The sequence below is a fragment of the Nonomuraea sp. NPDC050394 genome (genome assembly GCF_044459065.1).
Classification (GTDB): domain Bacteria; phylum Actinomycetota; class Actinomycetes; order Streptosporangiales; family Streptosporangiaceae; genus Nonomuraea.
This window is the reverse complement of sequence record NZ_JBITIO010000003.1, coordinates 829,557-848,125: the sequence shown is the minus strand read 5'-3', so window position 1 is coordinate 848,125 and position 18,569 is coordinate 829,557. Positions and strand designations below refer to the sequence as shown.

The 18,569-nt window shown below is 71.0% G+C and carries 23 protein-coding genes; 12 read left to right on the top strand and 11 right to left on the bottom strand.

Translation table 11 applies throughout. From position 1 onward, the window contains the following. Positions 1–5: 5 nt before the first annotated feature. On the bottom strand, positions 6–1,355 hold the full coding sequence (locus ACIBKY_RS16945; RefSeq protein WP_397097565.1) for an ankyrin repeat domain-containing protein: 1,350 nt from the start codon (positions 1,353–1,355) through the stop codon (positions 6–8). Between the two features lie 126 nt (positions 1,356–1,481). Between ACIBKY_RS16945 and ACIBKY_RS16940 the strand changes: the two genes are divergently transcribed. The 3 genes from ACIBKY_RS16940 (at position 1,482) to ACIBKY_RS16930 (ending at position 3,464) form a co-directional block, all read left to right on the top strand. After that, the gene (locus ACIBKY_RS16940) at positions 1,482–2,141 is read left to right on the top strand and encodes a DUF1707 domain-containing protein (RefSeq protein ID WP_397097564.1); all 660 of its coding nucleotides are present in this window, start codon (positions 1,482–1,484) and stop codon (positions 2,139–2,141) included. 96 nt (positions 2,142–2,237) lie between these two features. Then, positions 2,238–2,738 (top strand): SigE family RNA polymerase sigma factor, encoded by a 501-nt coding sequence (locus tag ACIBKY_RS16935; RefSeq protein WP_397097563.1) that lies wholly within the window; start codon positions 2,238–2,240, stop codon positions 2,736–2,738. Positions 2,739–2,741: 3 nt separating this feature from the next. Then, complete coding sequence (locus ACIBKY_RS16930) at positions 2,742–3,464, top strand: hypothetical protein (protein WP_397097562.1); 723 nt, start codon at positions 2,742–2,744, stop codon at positions 3,462–3,464. 4 nt (positions 3,465–3,468) lie between these two features. Here ACIBKY_RS16930 and ACIBKY_RS16925 read toward each other — a convergent pair whose 3' ends face one another. The 6 genes from ACIBKY_RS16925 to ACIBKY_RS16900 form a co-directional block, all read right to left on the bottom strand. Then, a complete protein-coding gene (locus tag ACIBKY_RS16925) occupies positions 3,469–4,260 on the bottom strand; it encodes a sirohydrochlorin chelatase (protein ID WP_397097685.1) in 792 nt (263 codons plus the stop codon). Positions 4,261–4,340: 80 nt separating this feature from the next. Next, positions 4,341–5,069, bottom strand: coding sequence for a phosphoadenylyl-sulfate reductase (locus ACIBKY_RS16920; RefSeq protein ID WP_397097561.1), 729 nt, complete (start codon positions 5,067–5,069; stop codon positions 4,341–4,343). Continuing rightward, on the bottom strand, positions 5,066–5,212 hold the full coding sequence (locus tag ACIBKY_RS16915; protein ID WP_246510212.1) for an Insertion element protein: 147 nt from the start codon (positions 5,210–5,212) through the stop codon (positions 5,066–5,068). The genes ACIBKY_RS16920 and ACIBKY_RS16915 overlap by 4 nt, the downstream gene beginning before the upstream one ends. Next, a complete protein-coding gene (locus ACIBKY_RS16910) occupies positions 5,209–6,882 on the bottom strand; it encodes a nitrite/sulfite reductase (protein WP_397097560.1) in 1,674 nt (557 codons plus the stop codon). Before ACIBKY_RS16910 ends, ACIBKY_RS16915 begins: the two co-directional genes overlap by 4 nt. A gap of 116 nt (positions 6,883–6,998) precedes the next feature. Then, the gene (locus ACIBKY_RS16905; protein WP_311132608.1) at positions 6,999–7,082 is read right to left on the bottom strand and encodes a putative leader peptide; all 84 of its coding nucleotides are present in this window, start codon (positions 7,080–7,082) and stop codon (positions 6,999–7,001) included. A 78-nt stretch (positions 7,083–7,160) separates the two neighbouring features. Next, positions 7,161–7,295 (bottom strand): hypothetical protein, encoded by a 135-nt coding sequence (locus tag ACIBKY_RS16900; RefSeq protein ID WP_379613752.1) that lies wholly within the window; start codon positions 7,293–7,295, stop codon positions 7,161–7,163. A gap of 38 nt (positions 7,296–7,333) precedes the next feature. Here ACIBKY_RS16900 and ACIBKY_RS16895 point away from each other — a divergent pair, with 38 nt between their 5' ends. The 4 genes from ACIBKY_RS16895 to glyA all read left to right on the top strand — a co-directional run bounded on the left by ACIBKY_RS16895 (position 7,334) and on the right by glyA (position 10,943). After that, entirely contained in the window at positions 7,334–8,131 is a 798-nt protein-coding gene (locus tag ACIBKY_RS16895; protein ID WP_397097559.1) for a TIGR03084 family metal-binding protein, read from the top strand. 27 nt (positions 8,132–8,158) lie between these two features. Continuing rightward, positions 8,159–8,533, top strand: a complete 375-nt coding sequence (locus tag ACIBKY_RS16890) for a YccF domain-containing protein (protein WP_184971633.1) — start codon at positions 8,159–8,161, stop codon at positions 8,531–8,533. A gap of 57 nt (positions 8,534–8,590) precedes the next feature. Beyond that, complete coding sequence (locus ACIBKY_RS16885; RefSeq protein WP_397097558.1) at positions 8,591–9,544, top strand: YihY/virulence factor BrkB family protein; 954 nt, start codon at positions 8,591–8,593, stop codon at positions 9,542–9,544. Positions 9,545–9,689: 145 nt separating this feature from the next. Further along, complete coding sequence (glyA, locus tag ACIBKY_RS16880; protein ID WP_397097557.1) at positions 9,690–10,943, top strand: serine hydroxymethyltransferase; 1,254 nt, start codon at positions 9,690–9,692, stop codon at positions 10,941–10,943. 129 nt (positions 10,944–11,072) lie between these two features. Here the strand turns inward: glyA and ACIBKY_RS16875 are convergent, their stop codons facing one another. The 3 genes from ACIBKY_RS16875 to ACIBKY_RS16865 all read right to left on the bottom strand — a co-directional run bounded on the left by ACIBKY_RS16875 (position 11,073) and on the right by ACIBKY_RS16865 (position 13,753). Then, a complete protein-coding gene (locus tag ACIBKY_RS16875) occupies positions 11,073–12,323 on the bottom strand; it encodes a CHRD domain-containing protein (RefSeq protein WP_397097556.1) in 1,251 nt (416 codons plus the stop codon). Positions 12,324–12,434: 111 nt separating this feature from the next. After that, positions 12,435–13,148 carry an anti-sigma factor family protein gene (locus ACIBKY_RS16870; protein ID WP_397097555.1) on the bottom strand — a complete coding sequence of 238 codons (714 nt, stop codon included), beginning with the start codon at positions 13,146–13,148 and terminating at the stop codon, positions 12,435–12,437. After that, positions 13,145–13,753, bottom strand: coding sequence for a sigma-70 family RNA polymerase sigma factor (locus ACIBKY_RS16865; RefSeq protein ID WP_397097684.1), 609 nt, complete (start codon positions 13,751–13,753; stop codon positions 13,145–13,147). The genes ACIBKY_RS16870 and ACIBKY_RS16865 overlap by 4 nt, the downstream gene beginning before the upstream one ends. Before the next feature lie 256 nt (positions 13,754–14,009). Here ACIBKY_RS16865 and rsgA point away from each other — a divergent pair, with 256 nt between their 5' ends. From rsgA to ACIBKY_RS16850, 3 genes are all read left to right on the top strand, one after another. Further along, positions 14,010–15,107: a ribosome small subunit-dependent GTPase A gene (rsgA, locus tag ACIBKY_RS16860; protein ID WP_397097554.1), complete on the top strand. Its 1,098-nt coding sequence runs from the start codon at positions 14,010–14,012 to the stop codon at positions 15,105–15,107. Between the two features lie 28 nt (positions 15,108–15,135). After that, a complete protein-coding gene (locus tag ACIBKY_RS16855) occupies positions 15,136–15,765 on the top strand; it encodes a phosphoribosyltransferase (protein ID WP_397097553.1) in 630 nt (209 codons plus the stop codon). 101 nt (positions 15,766–15,866) lie between these two features. Then, positions 15,867–16,646, top strand: coding sequence for a hypothetical protein (locus ACIBKY_RS16850; protein ID WP_397097552.1), 780 nt, complete (start codon positions 15,867–15,869; stop codon positions 16,644–16,646). Between the two features lie 20 nt (positions 16,647–16,666). Here the strand turns inward: ACIBKY_RS16850 and ACIBKY_RS16845 are convergent, their stop codons facing one another. Next, positions 16,667–17,149: an ATP-binding protein gene (locus ACIBKY_RS16845; RefSeq protein WP_184971621.1), complete on the bottom strand. Its 483-nt coding sequence runs from the start codon at positions 17,147–17,149 to the stop codon at positions 16,667–16,669. Between the two features lie 163 nt (positions 17,150–17,312). On the opposite strand from ACIBKY_RS16845, the gene ACIBKY_RS16840 reads away from it, so the two are divergent. Together ACIBKY_RS16840 and ACIBKY_RS16835 are read left to right on the top strand one after the other, a co-directional pair. Then, the gene (locus tag ACIBKY_RS16840; protein WP_397097551.1) at positions 17,313–18,191 is read left to right on the top strand and encodes a helix-turn-helix domain-containing protein; all 879 of its coding nucleotides are present in this window, start codon (positions 17,313–17,315) and stop codon (positions 18,189–18,191) included. Between the two features lie 103 nt (positions 18,192–18,294). Then, the gene (locus tag ACIBKY_RS16835) at positions 18,295–18,528 is read left to right on the top strand and encodes a DUF397 domain-containing protein (RefSeq protein ID WP_379613729.1); all 234 of its coding nucleotides are present in this window, start codon (positions 18,295–18,297) and stop codon (positions 18,526–18,528) included. The last annotated feature ends 41 nt before the right edge of the window (positions 18,529–18,569 follow it).

The following is an 18,569-nucleotide window of genomic DNA, read 5'->3' as shown; positions in this document are numbered from 1 at the left end:
AGGGGTCAGAGCTTGGCGGCCGCCTCGGTGACCATCTCGCGTTCGTAGGAGTCGTCGCTCTCGGCCAGCACGCGCTTCACCCCGGCCTCGGCCCGCGCGTCACCCCGCTCGGCCAGCCCCCGCGTGGCCTCGGCCACCGTGCGCAGGTCGCTGTCGTCCAGCCGCTGGGCCAGCACGTCCCTGATCTCCGGGGTGTCGGCGTCGAGCGAGGACAGCCCGGCGGTCGCCCAGTCCCTTACCTCGGAGTCGTCGTCGCGCGTCATCGAGACCAGCAGCGCCAGCCCCTCGGCGTGGCCGGGCGGCAGCACGTCGGCCAGCGCGATCGCGTCGGTCATCGTGCGCTGGTGGTCCGGGCGGCCGAGCACGTCGAGCACCTGCGGCAGCGCCCGCGGGTCGCCCTGGTGCCCGAGCGCGGCCAGCACCGAGCGCAGCACCTGCGGGTTCCCCTCGGTGGTGGCCATCTTCTGCAGCAGCGGCAGCGTGCGCTCCAGGTAGGGCTTCTCGCCGTCCTCGGTGACGCCGTACTGCGCGATCGCGTCCACGCCGAACTCCCGCTCGCGCGCGTCCTCGCTCACGCACAACCGCGCCAGCGCCTCGTACGTCTCCTCGTCGGCCCGCTTGCCCAGCGAGTCGGCGACGACCCACCAGGTCTCCGCGTCCTCGTCGACGTCGCGGTGGGCCAGCGCCCTGGCGACGAGCTGGGGGATGGGCGTGTAGAGCCCGGTGGCGTCCTCCAGGAGGGTGGCGACGGCCGCGTGCCCGCGCTGGGCCTGCACCTGCTCGCTCTCCTCGCCGTCGGCGGAACGGCCGGCCACCGTCACCAGCTCGGTGCCGTCCTTGGCGAACTGCCTGCCCACGACGTACTCCCAGTCCTCCTGCCCGATCTGGTCGAGCAGCGCGGTCTCCAGGTGGACGCCGACCCAGTCGATCGCGATGTCGTAGGGGCTGTCGCCGTCGCCGTCGTACTTCTCCGGGTCGGCCCCGGCCGCCAGCAGTTCCCGGACCACCCCGAGCGCGCCGCGCCTGGAGGCCAGGCTGAGCGGGGTGTCGCCGTCCTCGTTCGGCTCGTCGACCTGCGCGCCTGCCTCGATGAGCGCGCGGGCGGCGTCGGCGTTGCCGTTGGCGGCGGCCCACAGCAGGGCGTGCCAGCCGCCGCTCTCCTTCGCGTTGACATCGGCTCCGGCGGCCAGGAGCGCCCCGATGACGGACACCCGGTCCCAGGCCGCGGCCGCGCAGAGCGGCAGCCCTTCCCCTTCCTCACCGGCCTCGTTGGCGTCCGCCCCGGCGGCGAGCAACGTGCCCGCCGTCTCCAGGTCGCCCTTCAACGCCGCCTGGTACAGCTCTTCCTCACGCATGACAGCGACCCTAACGCCTCACTGCCCCAACCCCGACGAACGTCCCGGCGGGGTGCGCGGTTCGATGGACGAGGAATCCTCCTTCGGGAGGACCGCGGCAGTCACAAGACGCGATATGTTGCGACTATGACAGACTCTGGGGAACTGCGCGCTTCCGACGCCGAGCGCGAGGCCGTCGTCGAGCAACTGCGCGTCGCCTCAGTCGACGGCAGGCTCACCCTCGTGGAGCTCACCGACCGCACCGAGGCGGCCTACACGGCGACCACCCACGCCGAGCTGGCGCTTCTCACTCAGGACCTGCCCGCCGCCGGTGTCGCGCCCCTGGGGTCTCCCGCGCCGGCGCCCGAGCGCAAGAAGCGCTGGTTCCTGGCGTTCATGGGCGACACCAAGCGGCGCGGCAAGTGGCGGGTCGACCAGGAGCTCGGCGCGGTGGCGGTCATGGGTGACGTGGTGATGGACCTGCGCGAGGCCGAGGTCCGCACGAACGTCATCGACATCACCGCCGTCGCCGTCATGGGCGACGTCAAGATCATCGTGCCCGACGGCGTGGACGTCGACCTCGACGGCTTCGCCTTCATGGGCGACAAGAAGGTCGACGTGCTGGAGGCCGCCCCCGGCATGAACGTGCCCGTCGTGCGCGTGCACGGCTACGCGATCATGGGGGACATCAAGGTGTACGGCGACGCCCGCGCCAAGCCGATCAAGCGCGGGTGGTCCGCCTGGCGCGAACACCTCGGCCTGACCCCCGGCCAGCCCTACGGAGACCCCCGCCGCCTGGGCGACTGACCATTCCCGTGGACGATCCACCGGGCGCGTGCAACGCCCGGCGGTGGCTCGCGCGTACTGATCGGTGACATCCACCGCGCAGTGAGGACCATCGGAATGCGGGATCGCGCAGACTTCGAGCGCTATGTCGGCGAACGCGCCCCGCGCCTGCTGAGGACCGCCTACCTGCTGTGCCGCGACTGGGCGACCGCCGAGGACCTGGTGCAGACCGCGCTGGCCAAGGCCTGGACCGCGTGGCGCCGGGTCGGCGGCAACCCCGACCCGTACGTCTACCGCATCCTCACCAACACCCACGCCTCATGGTGGCGGCGGCGCTGGCGCGGCGAGGTGCCGACCGGCGAGCTGCCCGACACGCCGCACCCGGCGGACCCCGAGGCCCAGCTCGGCGCCCGGGACGCGCTCAGAACCGCCCTGGCGGCCCTGCCCGCCCGCCAGCGTGCGGTGATCGTGCTGCGCTACTTCGAGGATCTGCCGGACGCGGCCATCGGGGAGATCCTCGGCTGCTCGGTGGCCACCGTACGCAGCCAGGCCAGCCGCGCGCTGGCCAAGCTGCGGCTCGACCCCGCGGCCAGGTCCGCGGTCAACACGGGGAGCTGATCCATGACCCTCACCGAGCGGGATCTGCGCGAACTGCTGGAGTCCGACAGCCTCGACGGCCGCCACCGGGGCGTGACCGTCGCGGACGTCGACCGCAGGGTCCGCCGCATCCGCACCCGCCGCCTGCGGGCGGTCACGGCCGTGGCGGCGGCCGCCGTGGCCGTCGCCGCCCTTTCCTCCGGTACGGCCACGCCCTCCCGGGAGGAGGTGTGGGAAGGCGTCCTGGCCCAGCCGGCCCCCAGCGACATCTGGCTGAATCCGCCGACGGTGGCCAGGCAGTTCACCAAGGGCGGCAAGAGGGAGACGCTCACGTTCTTGGCCGGCGCGCCGGCCAAGGTCGCCATCGCGGTGGAATGCCGGCTCGACACCTACCTGCTGGTGTGGCTGAACGGCATGCGCGTGGCCAACGAGCCGTGCGGCGGCCGGGCGAACGTGCCCAGCTGGATGCGGACCGGCCTGCAGGCCCAGCCGGGCCGGAACACGGTCACCGCCATCCTGGTGCCGCGCTCGGCGGTGCCGGGGGACACGCTCGGCGCCGCGGCGGCCGAGGAGATGGCCGCCTGGGCCGGGCCGTTCGCGGTGACCTGGACGCTGCAGGTCATGGAGCAGGGGCGGAAGGACGCGTGCCGCGAGAAGCGGGTCATCGTCGACCCCCACAGCGGGCGCGAGGTGCTCTCCTGGAAGTGCGACCCGCCCGTCCTCCAGCCGGATCGGACGGGTTCGTGAGGCGTCAGGCGACCGGTGCGGCGGCCACCGGGGCGAACGCCTGGGCGTAGCGCTCCAGGACGACGTCGACCAGCTCGGGAGCCGGGCCCAGGACGTCGGCGACCACGTCGGCCCCCGACTCCCGCCGCACCTTGTCCGCGAAGAACCCCGGCGCCAGCAGGTACGGAGCCACCACCACCCGCGGCGCCCCCGCCCTGCGCAGCGCGGACACCGCCTCGGCGGGCGTGGGACCGGCGGCCGAGGCGTAGGCGGGGACGACCCGCCACCAGCCGGCCCGCCGGCCCTGGCCGCCGTCGGACCACAGCCGCGCCAGGTCGGCGATGACGGCGTTGGCCCTGGCGTCGCTGGAGCCGGCCGAGACCAGGACGACGGCGGTGTCCGGGTCGCCGGGCCGTACCCCCGACTCCGACAGGCGGCGCTCCAGCGCCGCGAGCAGGAGCGGGTGGGGGCCGAGCGTCGTGCCGTAGTGGACGCGCAGCCGGGGGTCGCGGGCACGGGCCTCGTGGAGGGCCGCGGGCAGGTCGACGCGGCTGTGGTAGGCCTCGGTCAGCAGCAGCGGGAGCACCGCGGCCTCGCGCAGGCCGTGCAGCGCCTGGCCGAGCGTGGGGGCCGCGTGGTCCAGGTAGGCGGTGCGCACGGGGAGGCCGGGGCTGGCCAGGCGTACCTGGTCGAGGAGGGCTTCCACGGTCGCGGCCGCGCGGGGGTCGCGCGAGCCGTGCGCCACCGCGACCAGCGGCACGCGGCCGGGCGGTGAGGCGGTGGCGAGTGGTGGGCGGGTTCCTGCGAGCCCGCCCACCCTCGTCACCGGGACCTCGCTCCTGCCAGAACGGGGTCCCTCGCCCGCCGGATGCCGCCCGTCGGGCGAAATTTCGGTTGTCAGAGGTGAATGCCGCATTCGGTCTTCCCCAGGCCCGACCACCGGCCGCTGCGCGGATCCTCGCCATCGGCCACCTGGCGCGTGCACGGCGCGCAGCCGATGGACGGGTAGTTGTCGTAGTGCAGCGGATTGACCAGCACGCCGTTGTCGGCCATGTAGTTGTCCACGTCCTCCTGGGTCCAGGAGGCGATGGGGTTGACCTTGACCATCTGCCGCCTGGCGTCCCACTCCACGACCTTGGTGCCCGCGCGGGTGGAGGACTCGTCGCGGCGGATGCCGGAGATCCATGCCAGGTACGGCTCGAGCGCCCGGTTCAGCGGCTCCACCTTGCGCAGGTAGCAGCACAGGTCCGGGTTGCGGCCGAACAGCCGGGGCCCGAGGTCGCGCTCCTGCTCCGGGACCGTCCGCGACGGCTGCACGTTGATCACGTTGACGTCGTAGACCTGCTGGACGGCGTCGCGGGTCCCGATGGTCTCGGCGAAGTGGTAGCCGGTGTCGATGAACAGCACGTCGATACCCGGCTTGACCCGGCTGACCAGGTCGATCAGCAGCGCGTCGCTCATCGAGGAGGTCAGCGTGAGACGGTCGCCGAAGGTGGCCGCGGCCCAGCGGATGATCTCGCGGGCGGGCGCGCCCTCCAGGAAGATGGCGGCGGACTCGACGATGTTCTGCAGGTCGAGCGTGCCGCGTTGTGCTCTTAAACCGGTCTCGATCTCGACCAGCGTCATATCTTTACCCCGATTCCCAGGAATTTCAGCTTGAAGGCGCGAGCGCAGGCGCGGCAGTACCAGCCGCCGTCGCCCTCGTAGGGCTCCAGGTCCTCATCGCCGCAGTACGGGCAGTGGAAAGGAACCGCGCGGGCGCCGCTCATTTGAGGTCCGCCTCGTCGGCGCGCTGCACCCAGTCGGCGAAGCTCTCGCCTTCCTTCTTCTGGTCCTCGAAGTGGGTGACCACCCGCTCGACGTAGTCGGGCAGGCCGTCGGAGGTGGTCTTGAGCCCGCGCACCTTACGGCCGAAGCCCGGGTTGACGCCGAGCGAGCCGCCCAGGTGGATCTGGAAGCCCTCGACCTGCTCGCCCTTGTCGTTGACGACGAGCTGGCCCTTCAGGCCGATGTCGGCGACCTGGATGCGGGCGCAGGAGTTGGGGCAGCCGTTGACGTTGATCGTCAGCGCCTCGCCGAAGTCGGGCAGGCGCCGCTCCAGCTCGTCGATCAGGTTGGAGGCGACCGCCTTGGTCTCGACGATGGCCAGCTTGCAGTACTCGATGCCGGTGCAGGCCATGGTCTGGCGGCGGAAGGTGGAGGGGCGGACCTGCAGGTCGTTGGCCTCCAGCTCGGCCACGATGCTGTCGACCCGGTCGGGCGTGATGTCGAGGATGACCATCTTCTGCTCGACCGTGGTGCGTACCCGGCCGGAGCCGTGGCGCTCGGCGATGTCGGCGATGGCGTGGAGCTTGTCGCCGTCCAGGCGGCCGACCTTGGGCGCGAAGCCGACGTAGAAGTTGCCGTCCTTCTGCGGGTACACGCCGACGTGGTCGCGGCGGTTGCCGCGGGGCGCCTCGGGGGCGGGGCCGTCGGGCAGCGGCTCCTTGAGGTACTCCGTCTCCAGGACCTCGCGGAACTTCTCGGGTCCCCAGTCGTTGACGAGGAACTTGATCCGGGCACGGTGCCGGAGCCGGCGGTACCCGTAGTCACGAAATATCCCGATAACGCCGCCGTAGACATCCGCGACCTGGTCGGGCCGGACGAAGACGCCGATGCGCTTGCCGAACATCGGGTTCGTGGAAAGGCCGCCGCCCGCCCACAGGTCGTAGCCCTTCTCGCCGGTCGGCAGCTGCACCGCCACGAACGCCACGTCGTTGATCTCGTGCACCGTGCAGTGGGCCGGGCAGCCGCTGATCGCCGACTTGAACTTGCGCGGCAGGTTGGAGTACGCCGGGTCGCCGATGTACTCGTCGTGGACCTCCCGGATCTCCCCGGTCGAGTCCAGCAGTTCTTCGGCGTCGATCCCGGACAGCGGACAACCGAGGATCACCCGGGGCGTGTCGCCGCAGGCCTCGGTGGTCGACAGGCCGACCTCCTCCAGCCGCCGCCAGATGTCGGGCACCGACTCGATCTCCACCCAGTGCAGCTGCACGTTCTGGCGGTCGGTCAGGTCGGCGGTGCCCCTGCCGTAGTCGTTGGAGATGTCCGCGATGACCCGGAGCTGGCGCAGGTCGAGCTGGCCGCCGTCGATCCGGATGCGGAGCATGAAGTAGCGGTCGTCGAGCTCCTCGGGCTCCAGGATCGCGGTCTTGCCGCCGTCGATCCCGGGCTTGCGCTGCGTGTAGAGGCCGTACCAGCGCATACGTCCGCGCAGGTCGGCCGGGTCGATGGAGTCGAAGCCCAGCTTCGAGTAGACGTCGATGATCCGCTGGCGAACGTTGAGACCGTCGTCGTTCTTCTTGTTCTCTTCGTTCTTGTTGAGCGGTTCGCGGTAACCGAGGGCCCATTGGCCTTCTCCGCGCGGGCGCTTGTGGTGCCGGCTGGCAGGGGTGCTCATTGCGCGTCCTTCAGGGTTTGTGGGCGCGCGCGGGATGTACCTCCTGCCTCACCATTGAGTGCAGGGGTCCCAGAAGAGCTTGTGCGACGCGCGCCGCTGCGAAATACAGGCAGGGATTAGCGGGCGTCGCAACAGATGGCACTGCGGACACGCTGAAGATCGACGTGACGTCGACCGACAAGCATGGGGTCCGCTGGCATGTTCCAAACGATACCCCGGCGCGCAGGGATGTCCAAGAAGGGGTCCAGACTCTGGGACCAGAACAGGGGTACCCCTCTTCACCCCTGCCGCGGCCAGTCGAGCTCGGACTCCTTGGGCTCCTGCGGGGGCTGGTGCTGGCAGTCGCACCAGGAACCGCCCCGGCACTCCTCGTGCCGGCGCTCCGCGCAGCTCTCGCAAATCACCTTCGACATTGTCGCACTGGAATGTTGGTCGGTTAGAGTGCGGTGCCATGGACCTCATGCGCGAGCTCGCCGCCGACCTGCGTGATGAGAGCGCCTCGCTGGAGGCACTGCTGGCTCCGCTCACCCCCGCCCGGTGGGAGCTGGCCACCCCCGCCGAAGGCTGGGCGATCCGGGATCAGATCAGCCATCTCGCCTACTTCGACGACGCCGCCGTGAGCGCCGTCACCGACCCCGGCGCCTTCCGCGCGAGCGCCGCGGCGCTCATGAAGGGCCCCGCGTCCGTCGACGACCTCGCCGTCCGGGCCCGCGCCCTGTCACCGGCCGAGGTCCACGCCTGGTTCGGTACGGCCCGCGCCGCCCTGCTGACCACCCTGTCCGGCCTCGACGCCAAGCGCCGCCTGCCCTGGTACGGCCCCGACATGTCGGCCGCCTCCTTCGCCACCGCGCGCCTCATGGAGACCTGGGCCCACGGCCAGGACGTGGCCGACGCCCTCGGCGTTTCCCGCGAGCCCACGGCCCGGCTGCGCCACGTGGCCTCGATCGGGGTGCGGGCGCTGCCGTACAGCTTCGTGATCAGGGGTCTGCCCGTCCCCGAACGGCCCGTCAGGGTCGAGCTGACGCTGCCCGGCGGGAGCCCGTGGACGGCGGGCCCGCAGGGCGCGGCGGACTCGGTGCGCGGCCCGGCCCTGGACTTCTGCCTGGCCGTCACCCAGCGCGCGCACCTCGACGACACCGCGCTGGAGGTGCGCGGCGAGACCGCGGCGGCGTGGATGGCGATCGCGCAGGCCTTCGCGGGCCCTCCGGGTAAGGGCAGGGCCGCCTCAGGGAAGGCCCCGATGACCTGACGGAAGACGCACTGACATGCTGGACACATGCGGACATTGCTGAACGTCATCTGGCTGGTCTTCGCCGGGATCTGGCTGGCGCTCGGCTACGCCGTCGCCGGGGTCATCTGCTGCATTCTGATCATCACGATCCCCTTCGGCATCGCCTCGTTCAGGATCGCCGGCTACGCGCTGTGGCCCTTCGGCCGTACCGTGGAGCGCTCGCCGGACGCCGGCGTCATGTCCACGATCGGCAACGTCATCTGGTGCGTGGTGGCCGGGATCTGGCTGGCCATCGGGCACGTGCTCACCTCGATCCCGCTGTTCGTCTCGATCATCGGCATCCCGCTGGGCGTCGCGAACCTCAAGATGATCCCCATCTCCCTGCTGCCGCTCGGCGCGCGCATCGTGGACGTCAGATAGTCCGGACGCGGCGGAGCATAAGCTTGCGGGAAGTACTCCTGCGAGAGCGTTGGTGCCATGACGTCGACCGATGCGCCTACCCGGCGTACACAGCGCAAGCGGCGCAGGCAGGTCCTGAGCAAGGTGAGGACCCACCTGAGCTGGGTGCGTGACACCAAGTCGTGGGCGCTCGTGCGCGCGACGACGAACGCGGGTGTCGACTACCGGGTGACCGGGCTGGCGGGGGAGGCGGCGTTCTTCGCGCTGCTGTCGCTGCCGCCGTTCGTGCTCGGGCTGATCGGTGTGCTGGCCAAGCTGGGCGTCTGGCTGGGCCGCGACAACGTGGGCAAGGTCGAGCAGTGGGTCGTCGAGCAGGCGGCCGTGCTGTTCACCACCGACGCGGTCGAAAAGGTGGTCAAGCCGCTGATCGCCGACATCCTCAGGGACGACGCCAGCAAGGTCTCGATCATCTCGCTCGGCTTCCTGCTGTCGCTGTGGTCGGGCTCGCGCGCCCTCTACGTCTACGTGGACCTGATCTCCGTCGCCTACGGCCTGGGCGAGGAGCGCGGCATCGTGCGCACGCGGCTGATGTCCTTCGGCCTGTACCTCGTCGGCCTGGCCATCGGGCTGATCGTCATGCCGGTCCTGGTCATCGGGCCGACGCTGCTCAAGGAGGCGCTGCCGGCGCAGTACACCCCGGTGATCGACCTGGCGTACTGGCCGGTCGTCATCATCGGCTCCGTGCTCTTCCTGACCGTGCTCTACCACGTGAGCGTGCCCGTGCGCACGAAGTGGTACCGGGAGCTGCCGGGCGCGATCCTGGCGTTGTTCATCTGGATCGTCTGCGCGGGAGTGCTGCGGTCGGTGCTGGCCGCCTGGTTCTCCCCGGTCTCCATCTACGGCTCGCTGGCCGCGCCCGTCGCGGTGCTGCTGTGGCTCTACATCACGGCCCTGGCCGTGCTCATCGGCGCCATCCTGAACGCCGAGGTCGACCGCCTCTGGGGCGACACCCGATCGGCCATCGCGAAGTAGGCTCCGCGCGGCGCCCGAGCGCCTTCCGCTATCGTCTAGGGCGTCGCGACCGGCGCATAGGGTGGGCCTGACCACCGGGGAGCGGAATCGTGCGGAGGCCGAGCGCCTGGGTCTTCGCGAGGATGTCAAAGACGACAGGAGTGCCATGTCTTCTCTCGCTAGCGTTGACCCGCAGATCGCGGAGCTGGTCAAGGCGGAGGAGCGCCGCCAGGCCGACACCGTGAAGCTGATCGCCTCCGAGAACTACGTCTCCAGGGCGGTCCTCGAGGCCACCGGCACCGTCCTCACGAACAAGTACTCCGAGGGCTACGCGGGCAAGCGCTACTACGAGGGCCAGCAGGTCATCGACCAGATCGAGACCGTGGCCATCGACCGGGCCAAGGCGCTGTTCGGAGTCAACCACGCCAACGTCCAGCCGTACTCGGGCTCGCCCGCCAACCTGGCCATCTACATGGCCTTCCTGAAGCCGGGCGACACCGTGATGGGCATGGGCCTGCCCTTCGGCGGCCACCTCACGCACGGCTGGTCGGTCAGCGCCACCGGCAAGTGGTTCAACCCGGTCCGCTACGGCGTGCGCAAGGACACCGGCCGCGTCGACATGGACGAGGTACGCGCGCTGGCCCTGGAGCACCGCCCCAAGCTGATCTTCTGCGGCGGCACCGCCATTCCGCGCACCATCGACTTCGAGGCCTTCGCCTCGGTCGCCAGGGAGGTCGGCGCCGTTCTGGCGGCCGACATCGCGCACATCGCCGGCCTGGTCGCCGGCGGCGCCCACCCGTCGCCGGTGGGTCACGCCGACGTCATCTCCACCACCACCCACAAGACCCTGCGCGGCCCGCGCGGCGCCATGCTCATGGCCACCGCCGACGAGCACGCCACCGCGCTCAACAAGGCCGTCTTCCCCGGCCTGCAGGGTGGCCCGCACAACCACACCACCGCCGCCATCGCGGTGGCGCTGCGCGAGGCCTCCACCGACGACTTCAAGGCCTACGCCCACCAGGTGGTCGCCAACGCCAAGGCCCTGGCGGAGGAGCTGTCCGGCCGCGGGTTCGACCTGGTCTCCGGCGGCACCGACAACCACCTCATCCTGCTCGACCTGACGCCCAAGGGCATCGGCGGCAAGCCCGCCGCCCAGGCGCTCGACCGGGCCGGTCTCGAGACCAACTACAACGCGGTGCCGTTCGACACCCGCAAGCCCTTCGACCCGTCCGGCATCCGCATCGGCACCCCGTCGGTCACCAGCCGCGGCATGAAGGAAGCCGAGATGCGCCAGATCGGCGCCTGGATGGACGAGGTCGTCACCGCGCTGGCCAAGGGCGACGCGGAGGACGTCATCACCCGCGTCCACCACGAGGTCAGCGAGCTGACCGCCCAGTTCCCCGCCCCCGGCCTGTCCTAGAACGCGAAAGGACCGGCGCCCGCCGCCCCCTCTGAAGGGCGGCGGGCGCCGGCGTCTCCGGAGAGGGCAAGGGCTCCGGAGCGGAACCGGTCACCGGGACAGGGGGACGGGAGCCCGGTGACCGGAGGCTCAGCCGAGGTAGAGGTAGTCGGCGCCGTAGGGGACCTTCGCCTGGGCGCCTTCCGCGCAGGAGCCCTTCGGGGCCACGCCGCCGGTGGTGTTGAGACGCAGGATCGTGGTGGCGAAGGCCAGCAGGCCCTCGCTCTTGCCCGACTGCAGGGCGTCCAGGACGAGCTCGGGGATGTTCCCGTCGCCGTTCGGGGTCTTGGTGACGAGCCTTCCGCGTACGGCGCTGCCGTCCGGGGCGATCCACTGCGGCGGGCCGTCGAACCTGCCGGCGAAGTCGTGGTCGATGCCCCTGCGCAGCTTGGCCGTCACGCCGAGCTGGACGAACGCCCCGCCCTCGCACTGGTAGATCTGCGCGCCCCTCAGCACGTCCGCCGTCATCGCGCGCGGGTGGGCGAAGGACTCACCGGACAACTGCCCGCGTACGGCCCCGCCGTCGAAGTCGGTCGTGCGCAGGTTGGAGTAGTAGCCGCCCGGGTCGGCGGCGATCCGCCTGACGACCTCGCGAGCGACGGGAGCCTCGCCCGCCACGCCCGTCAGGTTCGCGGGCAGGCCCCGGGCCGCGGCGAACAGGTCGGCCACCACGTCGCCGTTCTTGCCCTTGACGCCCTTGTGCACGTGGCCGTTGGTGGGGGCGCCGACGCCGTTCCAGGTCGCGGTGTAGGCGAGGGCCGCGCCGTTGGGCCGCAGCCACCAGGTGGCGGCGCCGTCCCGGTCGCCGCGCTTCTTGCCGTCGGCGGCCGGCACCTCCTGGGCGCCGTCGGCCCGCGAAGAGAGCGTGGCGAGGTTGCTGCCGTGCAGGACGCCGCGGAGGTCGACGGGCTTGGCGAGCTTGTGGAACTGGCCGCGTACCGCGCCCTTGGGGAAGGCGGCGTTGTGGAGGCCGGCGTAGAAGCCGCCGGGGTTGCCGGCGAGCTGCTTGAGCAGGCCGGCGTCGGCGGTGACCGAGCCGGTCACGCCGAGCACGGTCCTGGGCAGCGGCTGCTTGAAGAAGCCGACCTTGACGGCGCCGTCGGTGCCCTTCGCGCCCAGGTGGATGTGGGCGGCGGTGGGGGCGTCCACCTTGTTCCAGCGGATCGCGAAGCTCAGCCGGTCGCCGCTGATCCTCAGCACCACGGTGGAGCGTCCGTCGGCATCGGCGCCGCGCAGACCGGCGGCCAGATACACATCGGCGGCGGTGCTCTGCACAGGGGAAAGCGAGGCGACCAGAAACGCACCAGAAAGGGCCAGCTTCAGCATGGGAAACCTCTTCAAGGGGGAGATTGTCTCCAGGCTGTACGCAGGCGCCGCGGAAAAGGTTCAGGTCATTTTCCGGGTATCAAAAAAGCCCTCCCACCAGCGGTGAGAGGGCCTTCTGCAGGCTTTTCAGATGTCGACGGTCAGCAAAGTCCTTCCCGTCGTGGTGACGACCTCGAAACGGTCGATGTCCTCCGGATTCCATGGACTGCCGCCGTGCATGTAAAGCGGCGGCTGGCCGTTGACGCCATATCCCGCGGGCGGGACGGCCCAGCCGGTCATCGCCTTGCGTTCGCCGGTCTTGGAGACCGCGATCAGCTCGCACTCCAGCGGCCCCGTGACGCCTTCGAGCTTCAGCGCCGCGTGCGTGCCCCAGCCCTTGGACTCGTAGACCACACCGCCCTTGACGCCGGTGGCGCCGACGCCGCCCGCCGGGGTGCCCTCCTCGTAGAACTGCTCGGCCGGGCCCGTCCCGTGGTGCGTCTCGCCCACGGCGACCTGTGAGGAAGGGGCGTTGAGCCCGGATCCGACCGCGATGCCGCCCGCCACCAGCGTGACCGCCGCCGCCACCCCGATGATCAGGGTGCCGCGCCGGGTCCGCCTGTCGGCCGCCTTGCGCCGCCTGAGCAGGTTGACGACCTCGCCCTCGCCCTGCTGCTCGCGTTCGTCCGGCTCCACCCGGCCCACGCCGGTCAGTACGACGGCCATCCCCGACAGCTCGGCCAGTTCGGCCGTGCAGGCCCGGCAGGTGTCCAGGTGCGCCTCGAACGCCCTCTTGTCGTCGGCCTCCAGCAGACCCAGGGCGTAGGCGCCCACATCGGTGTGCTCCACTCGCGCGCTCACGCCGTCACCCCTCTCTCCTCCAGCGCGACGCGAAGCGCGCGGACCGCGTAGTAGACCCGGGACTTCACGGTGCCCACGGGGATGCCCAGCGCCAGGGCGGCGTCGTTGACCGACCTGTCGCACAGGATCGTCTCGTTGAGAATCTCGCGGTGCGCGGGCGATAACGACTTCAGCGCCTCCGACACGACCACCTGATGCAGCAGACTCTCCATCTCGTCGGGGACGGGGACGCTCTCCAGCGGCCCGTCACCTGACTCCTGTGGACGAGCGTCCTTGCGCCGCCGGTCATCGATGACGATACGACGGGCGACGGTGGCGAGCCAGGGCATCAGCGAAGACGCGTCCGAGTCCAGTTGCCCGGCGCTGCGCCAGGCCCTGATCATCGTCTCCTGCACCACGTCCTCGGCCCACTGCCGGTCCCCGCCGACCAGCCGTATCACGAACCCCAGCAGCGGCCGGTGGTACTCCCGGTAGAGCGCGGCGACGGCGATCTCGTCGTCGTCGGGCCCGGCCGGGCGCAGGCGCCGGACGAGGTGGCGGAGCGGGGGTTTCGGCATGTCGGCGGCTCCGTCGGCCGAAGGCGCGGGGTAGGTGCTGAGCCGCATCATGCCCCTTTCCATCGTGGCCGGCGAAATCCGGCGTCGGCAGGGAGTACGGGGCTCGCCGCCACCAGGGTTCAACGGCTTTCGAAGTTGCCCAGCGCCCGGACGCGTGCGTAAAGTGTCCTTCGTGCCCATTCGGGTGCCCTGAGCTGGGAGGTGGCGACTATGCGGGTTGTTCTGCTCGACCTGACGTCCATCAGCCTCCGGGTGCTCATCTGACGAGTGACCCGGGATCCTCTTCCCGAAGGTGTCACCTCCGTTGACTTACGATCTCTCTTTGCTCGGCTGGACCGAATCGCAGTCCGCCGAGCTGCCTGACGGCACCATTCCCGCCCGCGTGGCGCGCGTCGACCGCGGCGCCGCCGAAGTGATCGCGGACGACGGCCAGCATCACGTCAAGTACGGCGCCCGCGTGCGCAGGTCCTCGGCCGAGGACCCGGTCGCGCTACCGTGCGTCGGCGACTGGGCCGCGCTGCGGTGGCTCGACGAGGGCCGCTACGAACTCGACACGGTCCTGCCCCGGCGCACCTCCTTCGTCAGGGGCGGCGTCGGCCGTACCTCACGAGGGGGCCTGTCCGCCGACGGACAGGGCCAGGTGCTCGCCGCGAACGTCGACATCGTCTTCGTCGCCGAGCCGTCCATGCACGCCACCGACTTCGCCGACCTGGCCAGGATCGAGCGGCTCGTCGCGCTGGCCTGGGAGTCCGGCGCCACGCCCGTGGTGGTCATCACCAAGTCCGACCTGTTCGAGAACGGGCTGGACGACCTGCTGGCCGACGTCCACGTCGCCGCGCCCGGCGTGGACGTGCACGCCGTCTCCTCGCAGAGCGGCGAGGGCGTGCAGCTCCTGCGCGGCTACCTGGAGGGCTCCAGGACCGCCGTCGTGCTCGGGCCCTCCGGGGCGGGCAAGTCCACGCTCGTGAACGCGCTGGCGGGCGACGGCGTCATGGAGACCCAGCTCGTCCGCGCCGGCGACGGCAGGGGCCGCCACACCACCGTGCACCGGGAGCTCATCCCGCTGCCCGGCGGCGGTCTCATCATCGACACGCCGGGCATCCGGCGGGTCGGGCTGTTCGGGATGACCGACGGCGTGGACATGGTCTTCGCCGACATCGACGAACTGGCCCGCGCCTGCCGCTTCGCCGACTGCGGCCACGACGGCGAACCCGGATGCGCGGTACTGGCCGCCGTGGAGGGTGGCGAGCTGCCCGAGCGGCGGCTGACCAGCTGGCGCAAGCTCCAGCGGGAGGCCGCGTGGATGGCCTCGCGCACCGACGCGCGGCTGCGCAAGGAGCAGCAGAACAAGTGGAAGGTCATCCACAAGGAGATGCGCCGCTCCGGCCGCAACCGTCCCTGACCCGCACCAGAGTGGGTAGATAGAGGACGTGGGGTACCTGTTCGCGGATCGGGCCGAGGCGGGGGCGTTGCTCGCCGAGCGGCTGCTGTTCGCCCGCGACCCCGTGGTGCTCGCACTGCCCCGCGGCGGCGTCGCCGTCGCCGAGCCCATCGCGCGGCGGCTCGGCGGAGTCCTGGACGTGCTGGTCACCAGGAAGATCGGCTATCCCCCCACACCCGAGCTGGGCGTGGGGGCGATCGCCGAGGGCGGGGAGCCGGTCCTGGACCTGGAACTGCTGCGGCGGCTCGGGATGACGCCGGCGTCCGTGGCCGGGGTGGTCGAGCGGGAGCGGATGGAGCTGGCCCGGCGGGTGGCCGCCTACCGGGGGGAGCGGCCGCTGCCCGATCTCACGGGGCAGGAGGTGATCGTGGTGGACGACGGGCTGGCGACGGGGGGCACGGCCAGGGCCGCGCTGCTGGCGGTCGCGGCCGCCGCTCCGGGGAGGGTGACGCTGGCCGTACCCGTGGGGGCTCGTGAGACGGTCAGGGCGCTGCGGGGGGAAGCCGACGAGGTCGTGGTGCTGGCCACTCCGGCGGACTTCCGCGCGGTCGGTCAGTGGTACGAGAGCTTCGACCAGCTGACCGACGCGGACGTGCTGCGGCTGCTGGGGGAGCGGTAGCTGAGGGCGGGCTGTGAATTCTGGTACGGATCGGTCACGCCCCGTCCCGAAGGGCTCACGGTGATTAGTCTGCCGGTGTCGCACGAGAACGAAGGGCGGGCATGAGCTCTCACGACATCGTCATCGACGTCGATGGCCCCTACCCGGCCGGGCACGCGCGTCGCTGGCTGTCCGAGGTGCCCGCGGCGCTGGCTCCGGGCCTGCGTTCCGGCGTGGTGTGCGTGGACACCGACGCGCGTGGCTTCGAGTACCGCCCGCTGACGGTGGCGAGCGTCGACTGGCTGCTGACGGTGGCGGCCGGGGAGTTCAACGACGCGTGGGTGGAGCTGTGCGACGGCGACGGCCACGACGACGCGCTGATCGTGGGTGTCGAGCGCTTCTCCGGCCGGCTCGCCCACACGCAGCTGCGCGCCTGGTCCTTCCTGCGCGCCCCCGAGTACGGCCTGGCCGCCCCCGGAGTGGCCGAGCGGTGGGCCGGTGTGCTGCGCGACTTCGCCGCCCCCGTCGACCCGGCGTTCGGGCACGTGGCCGACGACTCGATGGGGCAGGGGATGACGGCCCTGGACGGCGCGGTGGTCCGGGGCGGCCGGATCCCTTCCGCGCGCCAGGCACGGCGGTTCCTGCGCGGCTACTCGTGGATCACCATCTGCCCGGCGGAGCTGGCCGGGCGGGTGGACACGGCGGCCTTCCACGAGGCGGAGAAACTGCCCGGGGGAGCGCTGTGGCTGCGGGCGACGCGGGAGCTGGCCGGGTACGACGAGGTGGCGGTGCGCCGGGTCTTCGAGGCGCTGGCACCGGTGCTGCCTCCCGGGCGGCCGAGCCGGGACCCGTTCGACACCAGGACGCGCCGGCTGGTCTGGGAGGACGCCGGACGGAGATGACAGCCGGGGCTGACGCGGGTTCAGCGCAGCGACATGCAGGCCCAGACGAGTTTGTTGGGGCCGGGCGGCGTGAGCCAGCCCCACGCGCGGGTGAGTCCCTCGACCAGCGCCAGCCCCCGCCCGAACTCGGCGAAGACGCCGGGCGCGGCGGGCACGGGCGCGGCACGGCTGTAGTCGCTCACCACGCAGGCCAGCTCGGCGGCGTGGGCGAGCAGGCGCAGATGCAGCGCGCCGCCGCCGTGGCGCATGGCGTTGGTGACCAGTTCCGAGACCACGAGCTGGGCGTCGAAGCAGATTTCAGGCGCGCCGCCCCACTCCTTCAGCGTGCGCTCGACGAAGCGTCGTGACGTGGCCACACACGCGGGCTCGAACGCGCTGAGCTCGTGAAACCGGAAGACCGCCTCCTGTCCCTCCGCTCGCCCATGCAGCAGGACGGCGGCCAGCCATGGTGGCGGTACGGGACCAGTGGCGGCTCGCGGACGTGCGTCGAAAGTCGTCATCATGTCCCCGATCTGGTGATCCAGTGCCCATCTTTACCTTGTGTGCTTACAGATGCAAGACTTTTCGTGTATTACGGATGCAAACCGCAAATGCACGTGCAGATGATCTGTCATGGTATGTCAACGCCATGGGAGACTGGGTGCTTTCGAGAATCGGGGGCCCCGGGTGAGCGCACAGTGGAACCTTCTGTCCGACGGGCAGGGGAGTCCTACGGTCCTGCGCATCCTGCTCGGTACCCAGCTCCGCAACCTCCGTACCGCCCGCGGCATCTCCCGCGAGGACGCCGGTTACGCCATCAGGGCCTCGCACGCGAAGATCTCCCGCCTGGAGCTGGGCCAGGTCAGCTTCAAGCAGCGTGACGTGGCCGACCTGCTCACCCTCTACGGCGTGACCGACGAGACCGAGCGCGCCCCGCTGCTGGAACTGGCCAGGCAGGCCAACGCGCCCGGCTGGTGGCACAAGTACGCCGACCTGCTGCCCGCCTGGTTCGAGGTGTACATCGGCCTGGAGGGCTCCGCCTCGCTCATCCGCACCTACGAGAACCAGTTCGTGCCCGGCCTGCTGCAGGTTCCGGCATATGCACGTGCAGTCATCCGGCTCGCCCACGACGAGGCCGAGACCGGCGAACTGGACCGGAGGGTGGCCCTGCGCACCACGCGGCAGCGCCGCCTGTCCGCCGACCCGAAGCTCACGCTCTGGGCGGTTATCGACGAAGCGGTCCTGCGGCGTACGCTCGGCGGCCCCGCCGTCATGCGTGAGCAGGTGGAACACCTCCTGGACACCACCGCGGAGCCGAACGTGACACTTCAGGTCATGCCCTTCGACAGGGGCGGCCATGCCGCCGCGGGCGGGCCTTTCAGCATCCTGCGCTTCCCGGAACGCGAACTGCCCGACGTGGTGTACATGGAACAGCTCACCAGCGCGCTCTACCTCGACAAGCCCGCGGAGGCGGAACACTACGTGCAGGTCATGGACCGGCTCAGTGTCCAGGCCGACTCGCCCGCGGAGACCAGGCGCTTCCTCGAACGCCTGCTCCCGGTGTGATCCACCCCATACGGTAATTTTGGTCATCCCGTATATGACGATCAGCACGCTCCCGTAATCTGCGCATGCACGTGCATCTGTAAGCACGCAAGGAGTGTCCCCCATGCAAGAGTTCCGCAACGGAACGCCCGCGAGTGCCCTTCCCGTCCGCTGGCGCAAGGGCCGCCGCAGCAACCCCAACGGCAACTGCGTGGAGGTGGCGGCCCTGCCGACCGGTGAGATCGCCATGCGCAACTCCCGCTTCCCCGACGACCCCGCCCTGATCTACACGCAGGCTGAGATCGAAGCCTTCGTCCTGGGTGCGAAAGATGGGGAGTTCGACGATCTGATCGCCTGATGGTAGGCGTGTCGTAACAATACGCGTCCGATCGCCTCCAT

Coding starts and splice junctions, on each gene's coding strand:
- ACIBKY_RS16930 (WP_397097562.1), top strand. CDS start 2,742: ATGACCCTCACCGAGCGGGATCTGCGCGAACTGCTGGAGTCCGACAGC.
- ACIBKY_RS16915 (WP_246510212.1), bottom strand. CDS start 5,212: ATGAGCGGCGCCCGCGCGGTTCCTTTCCACTGCCCGTACTGCGGCGAT.
- ACIBKY_RS16905 (WP_311132608.1), bottom strand. CDS start 7,082: ATGCCAGCGGACCCCATGCTTGTCGGTCGACGTCACGTCGATCTTCAG.
- ACIBKY_RS16835 (WP_379613729.1), top strand. CDS start 18,295: ATGCAAGAGTTCCGCAACGGAACGCCCGCGAGTGCCCTTCCCGTCCGC.
- ACIBKY_RS16935 (WP_397097563.1), top strand. CDS start 2,238: ATGCGGGATCGCGCAGACTTCGAGCGCTATGTCGGCGAACGCGCCCCG.
- ACIBKY_RS16885 (WP_397097558.1), top strand. CDS start 8,591: ATGACGTCGACCGATGCGCCTACCCGGCGTACACAGCGCAAGCGGCGC.
- ACIBKY_RS16890 (WP_184971633.1), top strand. CDS start 8,159: ATGCGGACATTGCTGAACGTCATCTGGCTGGTCTTCGCCGGGATCTGG.
- ACIBKY_RS16895 (WP_397097559.1), top strand. CDS start 7,334: ATGGACCTCATGCGCGAGCTCGCCGCCGACCTGCGTGATGAGAGCGCC.
- ACIBKY_RS16920 (WP_397097561.1), bottom strand. CDS start 5,069: ATGACGCTGGTCGAGATCGAGACCGGTTTAAGAGCACAACGCGGCACG.
- ACIBKY_RS16900 (WP_379613752.1), bottom strand. CDS start 7,295: ATGTCGAAGGTGATTTGCGAGAGCTGCGCGGAGCGCCGGCACGAGGAG.
- ACIBKY_RS16910 (WP_397097560.1), bottom strand. CDS start 6,882: ATGAGCACCCCTGCCAGCCGGCACCACAAGCGCCCGCGCGGAGAAGGC.
- ACIBKY_RS16940 (WP_397097564.1), top strand. CDS start 1,482: ATGACAGACTCTGGGGAACTGCGCGCTTCCGACGCCGAGCGCGAGGCC.
- ACIBKY_RS16850 (WP_397097552.1), top strand. CDS start 15,867: ATGAGCTCTCACGACATCGTCATCGACGTCGATGGCCCCTACCCGGCC.
- ACIBKY_RS16945 (WP_397097565.1), bottom strand. CDS start 1,355: ATGCGTGAGGAAGAGCTGTACCAGGCGGCGTTGAAGGGCGACCTGGAG.
- ACIBKY_RS16865 (WP_397097684.1), bottom strand. CDS start 13,753: ATGCGGCTCAGCACCTACCCCGCGCCTTCGGCCGACGGAGCCGCCGAC.
- ACIBKY_RS16845 (WP_184971621.1), bottom strand. CDS start 17,149: ATGATGACGACTTTCGACGCACGTCCGCGAGCCGCCACTGGTCCCGTA.
- glyA (WP_397097557.1), top strand. CDS start 9,690: ATGTCTTCTCTCGCTAGCGTTGACCCGCAGATCGCGGAGCTGGTCAAG.